This window comes from Streptomyces antimicrobicus (genome assembly GCF_020532625.1).
Taxonomy (GTDB): domain Bacteria; phylum Actinomycetota; class Actinomycetes; order Streptomycetales; family Streptomycetaceae; genus Streptomyces; species Streptomyces antimicrobicus.
This window is the reverse complement of sequence record NZ_JAJAUY010000018.1, coordinates 16,931-29,587: the sequence shown is the minus strand read 5'-3', so window position 1 is coordinate 29,587 and position 12,657 is coordinate 16,931. Positions and strand designations below refer to the sequence as shown.

Annotated in this window: 16 protein-coding genes; 9 read left to right on the top strand and 7 right to left on the bottom strand. The window is 74.5% G+C overall.

The window, feature by feature from the left end:
- Positions 1 to 21: 21 nt before the first annotated feature.
- On the bottom strand, positions 22 to 1,122 hold the full coding sequence (locus tag LG632_RS07375; RefSeq protein ID WP_226726023.1) for an SRPBCC family protein: 1,101 nt from the start codon (positions 1,120 to 1,122) through the stop codon (positions 22 to 24).
- Positions 1,123 to 1,126: 4 nt separating this feature from the next.
- Positions 1,127 to 2,458, bottom strand: a complete 1,332-nt coding sequence (locus tag LG632_RS07370; protein ID WP_226726022.1) for a histone protein — start codon at positions 2,456 to 2,458, stop codon at positions 1,127 to 1,129.
- 160 nt (positions 2,459 to 2,618) lie between these two features.
- Between LG632_RS07370 and LG632_RS07365 the strand changes: the two genes are divergently transcribed.
- Genes LG632_RS07365 through LG632_RS07330 form a run of 8 tightly spaced genes read left to right on the top strand, consistent with a single transcriptional unit; the run spans position 2,619 to position 6,530 of the window.
- Positions 2,619 to 2,987 (top strand): gas vesicle protein GvpO, encoded by a 369-nt coding sequence (locus tag LG632_RS07365; RefSeq protein ID WP_226726021.1) that lies wholly within the window; start codon positions 2,619 to 2,621, stop codon positions 2,985 to 2,987.
- A 30-nt stretch (positions 2,988 to 3,017) separates the two neighbouring features.
- Entirely contained in the window at positions 3,018 to 3,509 is a 492-nt protein-coding gene (gene gvpJ, locus LG632_RS07360) for a gas vesicle protein GvpJ (protein WP_226726020.1), read from the top strand.
- A 3-nt stretch (positions 3,510 to 3,512) separates the two neighbouring features.
- Positions 3,513 to 4,232, top strand: a complete 720-nt coding sequence (locus LG632_RS07355) for a GvpL/GvpF family gas vesicle protein (protein ID WP_226726019.1) — start codon at positions 3,513 to 3,515, stop codon at positions 4,230 to 4,232.
- 23 nt (positions 4,233 to 4,255) lie between these two features.
- On the top strand, positions 4,256 to 4,507 hold the full coding sequence (locus tag LG632_RS07350; protein ID WP_226726018.1) for a gas vesicle protein GvpG: 252 nt from the start codon (positions 4,256 to 4,258) through the stop codon (positions 4,505 to 4,507).
- Positions 4,504 to 4,947 (top strand): gas vesicle protein, encoded by a 444-nt coding sequence (locus LG632_RS07345; protein WP_374203423.1) that lies wholly within the window; start codon positions 4,504 to 4,506, stop codon positions 4,945 to 4,947. The genes LG632_RS07350 and LG632_RS07345 overlap by 4 nt, the downstream gene beginning before the upstream one ends.
- On the top strand, positions 4,944 to 5,879 hold the full coding sequence (locus tag LG632_RS07340) for a GvpL/GvpF family gas vesicle protein (RefSeq protein WP_226726017.1): 936 nt from the start codon (positions 4,944 to 4,946) through the stop codon (positions 5,877 to 5,879). The genes LG632_RS07345 and LG632_RS07340 overlap by 4 nt, the downstream gene beginning before the upstream one ends.
- Positions 5,876 to 6,112, top strand: coding sequence for a gas vesicle protein (locus LG632_RS07335; protein ID WP_226726016.1), 237 nt, complete (start codon positions 5,876 to 5,878; stop codon positions 6,110 to 6,112). Before LG632_RS07340 ends, LG632_RS07335 begins: the two co-directional genes overlap by 4 nt.
- Entirely contained in the window at positions 6,102 to 6,530 is a 429-nt protein-coding gene (locus tag LG632_RS07330) for a gas vesicle protein K (protein WP_226726015.1), read from the top strand. Before LG632_RS07335 ends, LG632_RS07330 begins: the two co-directional genes overlap by 11 nt.
- 31 nt (positions 6,531 to 6,561) lie before the next feature.
- Here the strand turns inward: LG632_RS07330 and LG632_RS07325 are convergent, their stop codons facing one another.
- Positions 6,562 to 7,785, bottom strand: coding sequence for an FUSC family protein (locus tag LG632_RS07325; RefSeq protein ID WP_226726014.1), 1,224 nt, complete (start codon positions 7,783 to 7,785; stop codon positions 6,562 to 6,564).
- Between the two features lie 164 nt (positions 7,786 to 7,949).
- Between LG632_RS07325 and LG632_RS07320 the strand changes: the two genes are divergently transcribed.
- Positions 7,950 to 8,498, top strand: coding sequence for a SixA phosphatase family protein (locus LG632_RS07320; protein ID WP_226726013.1), 549 nt, complete (start codon positions 7,950 to 7,952; stop codon positions 8,496 to 8,498).
- Between the two features lie 27 nt (positions 8,499 to 8,525).
- Here LG632_RS07320 and LG632_RS07315 read toward each other — a convergent pair whose 3' ends face one another.
- From LG632_RS07315 to LG632_RS07300, 4 genes are all read right to left on the bottom strand, one after another.
- On the bottom strand, positions 8,526 to 9,998 hold the full coding sequence (locus tag LG632_RS07315; protein ID WP_264201525.1) for a M20/M25/M40 family metallo-hydrolase: 1,473 nt from the start codon (positions 9,996 to 9,998) through the stop codon (positions 8,526 to 8,528).
- 140 nt (positions 9,999 to 10,138) lie between these two features.
- Positions 10,139 to 10,846 carry a DUF6766 family protein gene (locus LG632_RS07310; protein WP_226726012.1) on the bottom strand — a complete coding sequence of 236 codons (708 nt, stop codon included), beginning with the start codon at positions 10,844 to 10,846 and terminating at the stop codon, positions 10,139 to 10,141.
- 81 nt (positions 10,847 to 10,927) lie between these two features.
- Positions 10,928 to 11,488, bottom strand: a complete 561-nt coding sequence (locus LG632_RS07305) for a hypothetical protein (protein ID WP_226726011.1) — start codon at positions 11,486 to 11,488, stop codon at positions 10,928 to 10,930.
- Positions 11,489 to 11,618: 130 nt separating this feature from the next.
- Positions 11,619 to 12,581 (bottom strand): TIGR03557 family F420-dependent LLM class oxidoreductase, encoded by a 963-nt coding sequence (locus tag LG632_RS07300; protein WP_226726010.1) that lies wholly within the window; start codon positions 12,579 to 12,581, stop codon positions 11,619 to 11,621.
- Positions 12,582 to 12,657: the final 76 nt, after the last annotated feature.

The following is a 12,657-nucleotide window of genomic DNA, read 5'->3' as shown; positions in this document are numbered from 1 at the left end:
TCGCCTCGCCGTCCGGGCCCGTCAACGGGCGCGCCGGCGGGCGGTCGCGGTGGCGGTGCGGCGGCGTCCGGAGCGGCCTGCGCCGGCGTCTTCTTCGCCCTCCGGGCCCTCCTCGCCTTCCTCGTCTTCCTCGTCCTCTTCCGGTTCCTCCGCCGTCTCCGCGTCGTAGTCCTCGTCCTCGTCCTCGTCCTCGTCCTCGTCGGCGTAGGGTTCCTCGGCGTCGCCCTCGTACTCCTCGTCCTCGTAGTCCTGCGGTTCCTCCTGCTCGTTCGCCGCGGACTCCTCCTCCAGCGCCTCCTCGTGGGTGCGGACCACCTCGCCGTCGCGTATCTCGCCCCGCCACCCGTCGGGTTCCTCGTCCGAGAGGCTCACATGGCGTGCGAAGTGCTTCAGGTCCAGGCGCAGGCGGCGGCCCTGGGCGCGCCACAGGTTGCCTGTCCGCTCGAACAGGCCGGAGGGGTAGTACTCGACGACCACGAGGATGCGGGTGAGGGAGGGGGCCAGTTCGTGGAAGGTCACGCATCCGCGGGTGGTGCCCTTGGCTCCCTCCGAGGTCCACACGATCCGCTCGTCGGGGACCTGTTCCTGGACGGTGGCCTTCCAGCTACGGGTCGAGGGGCCGACCTTGACCTTCCAGTCGGAGGTGGTGTCCTCCCCCTGGGAGACGTTGCGGACGCCCTTGGCGAAGCGGCTGAACTCCTCGTACCGGGTCCACTGGTCGTACGCGGTGCGCAGGGGAACGCCCACGTCGACGGATTCGCAGATGTGGGTGGGCTTGGATCCGCCCTTGCGTCCCTTGCCCTTCCCGCCCGAGCCGACGCCGACGGCCTCCAGCGCCTTGTCCTTCAGGCCGCCCAGCGTGCTGCCGACGGCCGCTTTGAGCGGTGAGTCGCCCCCCAGCAGGCGGCCGCCCAGGTCGCCGAGGGTGCCGCCGTTCTCGGCCACGTCCTGGAGCTGGTCGGTGACGTCACCGAGCTTGTCGGAGGCCTTGTCGGCCAGTTGGTCGGCCTGGGCCGTCAGATAGCCGGAGAGCTCGCCGAGCAGGTGGTCCACCGGTGACCGGCCGTCGCGGCCCTCGCGGTCCTCGCGCCTCGACGAACGGGAGCCTTGTTTCGTGGCCATGGTGCTACCTCCGCGTCGACGGCTTGCGCGCCGTCGTCTTCTTCGCCGACGACGACGCGGTCTTCTTGGCGCTGCCGCTGCGGGCCGACCGGCTCGCGGCGGTCTTCTTGGCCGGGGCCTTCGCCGTGGCCCGCTTCGCCGCCGCCTTCTTGGCGGGGGGCTTGGCGGCGGCGGCCTTCTTGGCCGTGGGGCGGCTCGCCGACGTGGTCCTGCGCGCCGGAGCGGCCTTCTTCGCCGGAGCCGACTTCTTGGCCCCGGTGGACTTCGCGGCCCCGGTGGACTTCCCGGCCGCGGCGGACTTGGCCGGAGCGGACTTCGCGGCCGAGGCGGACTTCGCGGCCGGAGCGGACTTCCCGGTCGAGGCGGACTTCGCGGTCGAGGCGGACTTCGTGGCCGCGGTGGACTTGCCGGCCGAGGCCGGCTTGCGCGCCGGGGTGGACTTGCCGGCCGACGTGCTCTTGCGGGGCGGGGCGGTCCTCCTGGAGCCCGTGCCGCCCGAGGCCTTGGCCGCCGTACCCGACGCGCGAGCCGCCGTCGCGGACTTCCCGGTCCGCGGAGCGGGCTTGCCGGCCTGGGCCCGCGGCGTCTTCCTCGGCGTCGCCTTCTTCGCCGGGGCGGTGCGGGAGGTGGCGGTCTTCCCGGCCGGGGCCGCGGTGCGCCGCTTGCGGGGGCGTTCCTCTTCCTCTTCTTCGCCCTCTTCGCCTTCTTCTTCCTCCGCTGCGCCTTCCAGGTCCGGGCCCTCGTCCTCCGGCTCCTCGTCCGCCTCGCCCTCGGGCTCCTCGTCCTCAGGCTCCTCGGCTTCCTCTTCCTCGTATCCCTCGTCGGCAGCTTCGTACGGCTCGTCGTCGTACCGCTCGTCCTCGTACCGCTCGTCCTCGTACGGCTCCTCGTCGTAGGCCTCGTCCTCGTACCGCTCGTCGTCGTACCGCTCGTCGTCGTACGGCTCCTCGTCGTAGGCCTGGTCCTCGTACTCGTACTCCTCGTCGTCCTCGTCCCGCTCTTCCGGCTCCTCGCGCCCCCGCCCCCGCTTGAGCTCCAAGGTGCGCTGGTGGAGGGTGTCGGCGAGGCTGGTCAGCTGGTGGTTCGCGGCGGCCGCGAGGGCCTTGCGGCCCGCGTCGAGCGCTTCGCCGCGGACCTGGTCGCCGAGCTCGGCGACCTGCGGCATCTCCCCCAGCCTGCGCAGCCCCTCGCTCAGCAGCTGACCCGGTTCGAGGCCGAATCGACGACCGGCGAGGTAGGTCGCCAGGGACAGGGCCATGCGGCCCTTCTTCGCGCGGCCCAGTAGGTAGCCTCCCGTGAGGGCGGCTGCCAGGGCGATCTTGCTGGAGTCCTGCATCAGCCCGGTCCCTTCCAAACGTCGCTGGTATCTAGAGGGGCTGCTCGCCCTGGCCCGGGATATGCCGCTTATGTCGAGAAAATTCCCGTTTGGTGGTGTGCTCCGAAGGTTTCCGGGGAGAAGTACCCGTCCATGGAGATCCGGTTCGCGAGGTGAGCAGATGGCCACACCGGAACCGGCTCGGCGCCGCCGCCCGCGCCCGGACGACGACGGACGGCCCAGGGCCGGGCCGGCTCGCGGCACCGGTGCCCCGCGCAGACGCGAGGCGTCCGGCCCCGCGGCGGCGCTGCGGGCCGCCGCCGAACAGCTTTCGGAGCTGCTCGGGCGGCGTCCCGAGTCGGTGTCGTCCGTGAAGCCGACCGACGACGGCTGGGAAGCGGTGGTGGAGGTGGTCGAGCTCGAACGCGTCCCGGACACCACCAGCGTCATGGGCAGCTACCGCGTCACGCTGGACGACCAGGGCGAACTGATCTCCTACGAACGGACCCGGAGGTACAGCCGGGGCATGATCGACCGGCCGGGTGCCTGAACACCGGCACCGGCCCGGAAGGGAAGCGCCATGACGATGGTGCCGCAGGGAGGCCCAGGCCTCAGCCGTGCCGGGGGAGGCGGTTCGAGCAGCCTGTACGACGTCCTGGAACTGATCCTCGACCGGGGGCTGGTCATCGACGCCTTCGTGCGCGTCTCCGTGGTGGGGATCGAGCTGATCAAGATCGACGCGCGGATCGTCGTCGCCAGTGTCGACACCTACCTCCGCTTCGCCGAGGCCTGCAACCGCCTCGACCTGGAATCCGGCCGCAGCGCCCCCGCCCAGCTGCCCGACGTCGTCGGCAAGGTGGTCGAGGGCGGCAGCCGCGGCAAGACGAAGGGCGCGCTCGGCGGCGCGCTGGACGCCGTCACGCAGTCCTTGCGCGGCCGGAGCGAGGACGAGGAGGCCGAGGAGGAGCCGGAGGAGGAGCAGGAGGAGCAGGAGGACGAGCTGGAGGAGGAGGCGGAGCCCGTGCGGCGCCGGAGGCCCGCCCGGCGGCCGGTGCGGCGCGAGAGGAAGTGACCCATGACCGTCTACGTCTACGCCATCACGTCACGCGACCACCCGTGCCGGCTCGACGGAACCACGGGCGTCGGGGCCCGCGCCGCGCCCGTACGGGTCCTGGCCGCGGGCGAGCTGCGGGCCGTGGTGAGCGACATCGACGAGGAGATCCGCCCCCGCAGGCGGGACGTGGCCGCGCACCAGGCCGTGCAGGACCGTCTCATGGCCGACGGGACGCCGCTGCCCCTGCAGTTCGGCTACACGGCGCCGGACGACGCGTCCGTCCGCCACACGCTCGAGGAGCACGCGCAGACCTATCGCGCCGCGCTGGACCGCGTCGAGGGCTGCGCGGAGTACAACGTGAAGGCCTCGCGCGAGCAGGAGCGGCTCCTGCGCGAGATCCTGGACGACTCACCGGAGGCGCGCCGGCTCAACGACGCGATCGTCGCCGGTTCCCAGGACCCGCGGCTGCCCCTGGAACTGGGGCGCATGGTCGCCGCCGAGGTCGAGCTGCGGCACGCGAGCGCCGCCTCGGACCTCGTACGGGCCCTGGTCGGGCCGGCCCGGGAGCACGTCCTGCACCAGCCGGTCGGGAGCGAGGACTTCCTCAACCTGTCCCTGCTCGTGCCCCGTGACGAGGAGGCGGCGCTGGTCAAGGCGCACGCCGCCGTGGCACGGGACGACGACAAGGGCGTCTCGGTGCGCCTGTCCGGGCCGCTGCCCCCGTACAGCTTCGTGCCGTGAGGCCGGTGAGAGGAGCGCCCCCGATGGGCCTGCTGCAGAAACTGGTCGGTTTGCCGCTGCTCCCCGCCCAGGGCGTGCTCTGGGTCGCCCAGCGCCTGCTGGACCAGGCCACCGCCGAGTACTACGACCCGGCCCCGGTCCTGGCGCAGCTCACCGAGCTCGAACGGCGTCTGACGGACGGCGAGATCGACGAGGAGACCTTCGCGCGCGAGGAGGACCGGCTGATCGACCGCCTCGTGGAGATCGAGCGGTTCCGGGCAGGCGAAGGCCCGTGACCGGCCCCCTGGACCGCAGGTTCGGTACGGGACCGGCGATGGCCGGCTACCCGCCGAGCTCCTCGGCCAGCCTGGCGGACATCCTCGAACGCGTGCTGGACAAGGGCATCGTGATCGCCGGCGACATCCGCATCAACCTGCTCGACATCGAACTCCTCACCATCAAGCTGCGGATCCTGATCGCTTCGGTGGACAAGGCCAAGGAGATGGGCATCGACTGGTGGGAGCACGACCCGTCGCTGTCCTCCCGCCACGCCGGCGAGGAGCTCGGGGCGGCCCGCGACGACGGGGCGCTGGCCGCGGAGAACGAGCGGCTGCGCGCCGAGCTGGCGCAGCTGCGCCGCGAGCGGCTCACCGACGGCGCCGCGGCCGAGCCCCTGTCCGAGCCGGAGGAGCGGCCCGCGCGCACGAGGCCGTCGCAGCGCCGGAGCCGACCATGAACGATCCTGCCGCCGGTCCCGCCGGTCCCGTCGGTCCTGCCGACCCCACCGCTCCCGCCCGGCCCACCGGTCCCGCCGCTCCCGCCGCTCCCGCCGGCGGCGCGGGGACGCTCACCTACGTCTACGCCGTCGCGGAGCCCTCGCCGGCGCTGGACGGGGTGCTGGCGGCCCTCACCGGCGTCGCCGGCAGGCCCGTGACGCTCCTCGTCCCGCCGGACCCCGGTCCCGGCCCCGGTCCCGGCCCGGTCGCGTTCGTCGTCAGCGACGTCGACCGTCCCGACTGGACCGAGGAGGCGCTCAAGGTCCACTTCGAGGACCTGGACTGGCTCGGGGACACCGCCCGCGCCCACCACCGCGTCATCGAGGCGCTCGCGGCCCGCACCACCGTCCTGCCGCTGCGCCTGGCCACCCTCTACGAGGACCGCGACCGCGCCCTCCAGGCCTTGCGGGCGCAGCGCGCGGACTTCGCCGAGCGGCTGGCCCGGCTCCGCGCGCACACCGAGTACGGCGTGAAGGTCTACGTCCGCCCCGCCGGCGCCACCGCCCCCGCAGCCGCACCCGGACCCGCGTCCGGCCTCAGCCCCGGGAAGGCCTACCTGCGCGCGCGCAGGGCCCAGCACCACGCCCACGAGGACCACTACCGGCAGGCGCGCGAGGCCGGGGAGCGGATCGCCGCCGTGGCGCGGCGCTGCGGGGCGGCCCACGCGCGCCATCCGGTGCAGCGCGGCCCGCTGGCCGCCCCCGGGCCGGGCGAGGCGGGGGAGAACGTGCTGAACGACGCCTTCCTGGTGCCGGACGAGGTCGCCGACGCCTTCCGGGCGGCGGTCCAGGAGGTCGCGGGGGCGCTTCCCGGGGTCCGCGTCGAGCTCACCGGGCCGTGGGCGCCGTACTCGTTCGCCGCCGGACCGACCCCGCCTCCCCCCGTGCCATGAGCCTCGCCCAGCCGTACGGCCACGCCGAACCCGACCGCGACCCGGCCCTGCCCGGCCGGCAGGTCGCCCTCGTCGACCTCCTGGACCGGCTGCTCGCCGGAGGCGTCGTGGTCACCGGTGACATCGTCCTGTCCATCGCCGACATCGACCTTGTACAGATCTCCCTGCGCGCCCTGATCAGCTCGGTGAGCACGGCCGGTGCTCCCCCGCCGGGGGACGGCCATGAGCCGTAGCACTCCGCCCGGCCCTCCCCCGGACCCCGTCGCCCGCGGCCCCGACCTGCGGGGCGTCGGCGACGCCCTGGCCGAGGCCCTCCGGGTGCTGCCGGCAGCGCCCTCGGACGCCCCGGCGGGGGACCGTTCCCGCGCCCCCTCCCCCGCACGGCGGATCCGTACGGGCCCCGACACCGCCCCCGACGACCTGGTCAAGCTGGTCCTGACCGTGGTCGAACTCCTGCGCCAGCTCGTCGAACGGCAGGCCCTGCGCCGCGTCGACGCCGGGGACCTCAGCGAGGCCCAGGAGGAGGAGCTCGGGGCGACCCTGCTCGCCCTCCACGACCGCATGACCGAACTGTGCGCGCAGCACGGCCTCACCCTCGCCGACCTCAACCTCGACCTCGGGCCCCTGGGCCCGCTCCTGCCGCCCCCGTGAGCGCCGCGTCGCGCCGCGCGCCGGCGGCCCGCTAGCGGCCCACGCCCAGGCGCCCGCGCAGCCGCTCGGAGAGCCGGTTCAGGCGGTCGCGCAGCCGGTCGGAGCGGCGGGTGCGGGTGTGGCGGTCGAGTTCCTCCAGCAGTCGTTCGGAGCGCTTGTCGACGCCGAGTTCGTCGAGGACCCGGTCGATCTCGGCGAGCAGTGCGCCGTGCAGCTGCCACTGCGCCGCGTCCTCGCGGGTGGTCGCGAGCAGCAGGTCCGCGAGCCGGTCGCGGTGGGCGCGGGCGACGGCCAGTTCGGCGGTCAGCTGGGCCTCGGCCTCTTCGGCGTTGGCGCTGACCTGGGCGGTGATCAGCTGGGCGAAGCTCTCGACGGCGATGCCCGTGTGGCGCAGTACCTGCCGCAGGGCCGCCGCGGTCGCGGCGTCGAAGAGCGGGCCGTCGGGGCGGGCCTTGGCCAGGTCGGTCAGGGTCCGGCAGGCCACCCGCAGCACCACGGCGCAGATCTCCAGGGTGTCCAGGCCGGTGCGCAGGACCAGCCGGAAGAGCAGGCCCTCCTTGACCCGGGGATTGAGCCGGAGGCTGTCCTCGGCCTGCCGCAGGGCGGCGTCGACCTGGGCGACGTCGTTGTCGAGCCGGCGGGCCTCGTGCAGCCGGGCCGCGGCCTGTTCGACCTTGGTGGGGCCGAGGGGCTCCTCCCCGAGGTGGTCGAGCAGTCCGCTCATGCGCCGGGCCAGGTCGGTGATCGCGGTGCCGGCGGGGCCGACCCACAGGGGCGGTGCCAGGAACAGGTTGACCAGCAGCCCGATGACCGCGCCGATGAGCGTCTCCAGCACCCGGTCCCAGGCCGTGTCCGTGACCTGGGTGACGCCGAGGACGAGCATGGCGCTGATGGCGACCTCGGGGACGAACTCGTCGACCCGCACCAGGTGGCCCACGACCAGGGACGCCAGGATCAGCAGGCCCAGGCTCCACCAGGTCAGGCCGACCAGCGCGCTGAACCCGATCGCGATCAGGACCCCGACGACCACCGAGTTCACCCTGCGGATGCTGGTGGTGAGGGTGGAGTACAGGGTGACCTGGACGACGAGCAGGGCGGTCAGCGGGGCGGTCAGCGGGCTGGGCTCGCTGCTGAGCCGGAGCGCCACGACATAGCTGACGACGGCCGCCGCGGTGGAACGCAGGGCTTGCACCGCCACCGGCTCCCGGCGGCGCCGGGCGACCAGGGTGGCGATGCTGCTGATCGTTTCGGGCATGTCGGGGCGCCTTCCCCGGCCGGTGGCACATGACGCCTGGTGGGGCTGATCTTTCGCCGTTTGCCCGATCCTTCCGGCGTCCGCCCGAGCGGATGCGTGCCGCGGGCGGTCCCCGCACCATGACCGTGTACGTGTGCCCGGATCCGCGGCGAAAGGAGGCGGCCATGCCCGTGGCCCCCTCGTCCTCGGCCCCCTCGGGCCCCGGCGGCCGCCGGCTGGTGCTCGTCCGGCACGCCAAGGCCGTACCGAAGGACGCCCGGCCGGAGGACTTCGACCGGCCCCTGAGCGACCGGGGCAGGTCCGACGCGCCGCGCACGGGCCGCTGGCTGGCGCGGTCCGGCCTGGCGCCCGCCCTGGCGCTGTGCTCTCCGGCGCTGCGCACCCGGGAGACGTGGCAGCTGATGGTGCCGGCGCTGCCGGAGCCGCCCCCGGCCGTCTACGACGACCGGCTCTACAAGGCGCCGCCGAACACGCTGGTCACCGTACTGGCCGAACGCGGCGGTCCGCTCGGCTGCGTGGTGCTGGTGGGCCACAATCCGGGGCTCCACGAGCTGGCGTCGGCGCTGTGCGGTTCCGGCCCGTCCAAGCTGCTCAAGCGGCTGCGGGCGGGGTTTCCCACGTCGGGCGTCGCGGTGGTGGACGTGCCCGGCGGCTGGGACGGGCTGATGCCGGGGGCGGGCGAGCTGGCCGCCTTCTGGTCGCCGTCCTCCTGACGTCGCGCGGGCCGGTGCCCCGGCCGTTCAGGCGGTGGCCGCCAGCTCCTCGAAGAAGCGTGCCAGGGCGCGGACGCCGAGCCCGAGCGCGGCCGTCTCGGCGCGTTCGTCGGGGCCGTGCCAGCGGTCGCCGGGCAGGCCCGTCCCGAAGAAGAGCACGGGGGCGGCGCAGGCCCGGGCCAGCTGGGCGGCGGGCGCCGCCCCGCCGTTGCCGATGAGCCGGGGCGGGGCTCCGTAGGCGTGGCCGACCGCACGGGTGAGGGCGGCCAGCGCGGGGTGGTCGGGGGGTGTCCGGTACGGGTCGGAGATGGTCGGGGAGACCTCCAGCCGGTAGCCGAAACCCGGGCGGCGGTGGGCGTCCAGCCAGGCGCGCAGCTGCTCGGCGACCTCGTCGGCGCGCTGTTCGGGCACGAGCCGCAGCAGCAGGTCGGCGCTCGCGTCGGCGGGGACGAGGCCGAGCGCCGGCCGGTCGGTGGGGCCCGCCGTGAGCCGGGCGACCTCGGCGGACGGGCGGGTCCACAGCCGCTCGGGAACGGTGAACCCGGCCTCTCCCCCGGCCCCGAACGTCCCGGTCCGGGCCAGCCAGGCCCCCGGGTCGAAGGGGAGGCCGTCCAGGGAGGCGCGCAGCTGGGGGTCGGGCTCGGCCACCGGCTCGTAGAACCCCGGGAGGGTGATCCGGCCGGTGTGGTCGTGGAGGCCGCCGAGCAGTCGGCACAGTTCCGTGGCCGCGTTGGCGGCGGCGCCGGAGACGGCGCCGCTGTGGAGGTCGCGGTGGGCACCGCGCACGGTGAGCGTGGCGGTGACGGAGCCGCGGACCGCGGCGCAGACCGCCGCGTCCCGGAGCGACCAGAGCATGGTGTCGGAGATCATGACCACGTCGGCGGCGAGGGCGTCGGCGTGCTCGGCGAGCAGGTCGGCCAGGTGGCGGGAGCCGGTCTCCTCCTCGCCTTCGACCAGGTACTTCACCGTGACGGCGGGGGCGTCGCGGGCGGTGTCCGCCAGATGGGCGCGCAGGGCCCACAGGTGGCAGAGGATCTGCCCCTTGGCGTCGGAGGCCCCGCGGCCGTAGAGCCGGCCGTCGTGCCGGTGGGGTTCGAACGGCTTGGTCAGCCGCCATTCGCCCGGATCGGCCGCGTGCACGTCGTGGTGGCTGTAGACGAGGAGGACGGGCGCTGCGGGGTCGGCCGCCGGCCAGCAGCCGTGGACGGCGGGCAGGCCGCTCCGGGTCGGCCAGATCTCGGTGTGGGGGAAGCCGGTCCGGCGCATCAGGTCGGTGAGCCAGCGCGCGGACCGCGTCACGTCCCCCGCCCGGTCCGGCTCGGACGACACGGACGCGATCGCCACCCATGCGCTGAGGGCGTCCAGCAGGTCGTCGGGTGCCTGGTGGCCGGGTGCCGGGAGGTCGGGTGCCGGGAGGTCGGGTGCCGGGAGGTCGGGTGCCGGGAGGTCGGGTGCCGGGTGGCCGGGCGGAGGCGGTGCCGGCGGGTCGGGGGCGCTCATGACCGGCGGCTGCCCGCGTCCGGCCGTCCTCATACCGGCGCCGGCAGGTATGGACGGGCCCCGGCTGGGCAGAGACGGCGTACGGGGCGTGCGCGACGGAGCCACGCCCCGGCCATGGACCGCCCGGCTCGGGGTGGGGCTCAGCCCTCGACCCCGGTGGCGTGGTGCGGCGCGCCGACGGGCTTGGACTCCGGGGAGCCGCGCTGCCGCAGGTAGACCGACAGGATCGCCATGGCGGCCACGGCCAGGAGCTCGGACTGCCAGTTCTGCAGCGACCGGCTCCAGAAGTCGGCGGAGCCGAGGTACGTCGTCCAGCTGACCGGGGCTTCGAGCTGCCGCAGCTGCTGCCCGTCGTAGGCGGCCAGGCCGGCGATCGACTGCGCCAGCCAGGAGAGCAGGAACAGGGCGCCCATCACGATGCCCAGGGAGCGGGAGTAGACCGCCTGCCGCCAGTCCTTGGTGCCGGCCCAGCGGGGGGAGCCGGCTTGCGCGTGGTCGCCCATGCGCTGTTCCTCGTCCGACTCCACACCGGCCTTGTGCATCTCCTTGGACTCGGGGGAGCCGCGCTGCAGCAGCCAGACCGTGCCGAAGACGTACAGGAAGAACTGGAGGAACTCCGACTGCCAGTTCTCGGTCACGTCGACCGCGAAGTCCGAGGAGAGCACGTACTCGCCGAGGCCGACCTGCTGGAAGCCGTCCACGGCCAGCGTCTCGTTGAACTCGGCGCGGCCCGCCACGGCCTGGGCCGCGAGCACCAGCAGGAACGCGGTCCCGAACGCCAGGGTGAGGCCGTTGTCGCGCAGGAATCCGGCGACGCCGCCGGCGCGCCGCCCGTCCTGGGCGCTCATCGGTGGGCCAGCCCGGCCGCGATGAAGAACGCCAGTCCGGCGAGCATCACGGTGAGGCAGCCGGCGAACACGAAGCGCATCTCACGCCCCCTTCAGCGTGCACCGGTAGGGCAGGTCGGGCACCGGACGGCAACCGGCCGCCACCACCTTCCAACCGCCGTCGAACCGGGACAGGAACACGGTGTCGTCCTCCATCAGGACCCGGGCCTGCCGCCCGAACACCTCGGTGCCGTGGACCGGGCCGCCAGGGGTCAGGTCCTCTTCGCCCAGGGCCTGTGCGCAGGCCTGGCGGGCGGTGTCCTCCAGCTCCTCGCGGGTGCCGGGGGCGAGCAGCGCGCAGGCGGAGGGCAGGTCACCGGCGGCCAGGGCGGCGCCGAATCCTTCCGCCGCCCGGGCGGCGTCACCGCGGACGGAGGCCGGGGCGCCGCAGGCGGCCACCGACAGCGCCAGCAGGACGGTGGCCAGGGCCCGTGCCCCGCGCGGGCCCGATCGCCCGCTCTTCCGGTCCCGGGCCGGTCCACGGCCGCGGTCCGCGTCGGCGTCCGGGTCCGGATCCGGGTCCCGGTCGGGGTCCCGGTCGGGGTCCGGGTCCGCGCCCCGGCTCGGGCCCCGGCCCCCGCTCCGGGCATCGATCGCGCTCATGGTCACCGCCTCCGGAGTGCATGCTCGCCGGGCGGCACCGGCGGGCCGGTGCCGCCACTCCGGGAACTTCCGCCGAACGGCGGCGCGTCGGCGCCCGTTCGGCCGGGGGACGCGGAGCCCCGGGGCGCTGTCAGCGGCCCGCGCCGAGGGCGGGGAGGACCTTCGTGCGGTAGTTCTCGAAGAACGCCTCCTGCTTTGGGCCGATCTGCCCGACGTAGAGCTCGTCGAACCCGGCGTCCACGTACGCGCGGAGCGCCTCGACGTGTGCCTCCGGGTCGTCGCCGCAGGTCATGCTCTCGGACACCTGTTCGCGGGTGACGAGTTCGCACGCCTGCTCGAAGTGGGCGGGGGTGGGCAGGATCTGGCTGAGTTCACCCGGCAGCAACTGGCTGGGCCAGAGGCGGTGGACGGTGTCGACCGCCCGCTCGCGGTCCCGGTCCCAGCAGACCTTCAGCCCGCCGATCACCGGCTTTCCGGCGCCGCCGCCCGCCCGGAAGGCGTCGATCAGCTCCCGCTCGGGGCTCATGAGCACGAACCCGTCGCCGATGCGCCCGGCGAGGTCGGCGGCCTTCGGGCCGAAGCCGGAGACGTGGATGGGCGGCGGCTCGTCCGGCACCGTGTACAGGCGGGCGTTCTCGACGGTGTAGTGGGTCCCGCGGTGGCTGACCAGCTCGCCGGTGAACAGCCGGCGCATGACCTCGACGGCTTCCTCCAGCATGGCGGCCCGTTCGGCGAACGGCGGCCAGGGGTCGCCGAGGACGTGTTCGTTGAGGGCCTCGCCGGTGCCGACGCCGAGGGCGAAGCGGCCGTCGAGCAGCACGCTGGAGGTCGCGGCGGCCTGTGCGGTGACCGCCGGGTGCATGCGTACGGTGGGGCAGGTCACCAGGGTGGTGACGGGCAGGGCGACCGTCCGGGACAGCGCCCCGATCATCGACCACACGAGGGGGCTGTTGCCCTGGGCGTCGTTCCACGGGTGGAAGTGGTCGGAGACGGCCAGCCGGGTGAATCCGGCCTCTTCGGCCCGGCGGGCCTGGTCGAGCAGCTCCGCGGGGGTGAATTCCTCGGTGGCAAGGAAGTAGCCGAACGCGGTCATGGGCGGCACCTTTCGCGGTGGTGGGCTGGTGGGCAGCCGCGGCTGTCTGCTTTCGGTGCCCCGTCTGCCCGGTGTC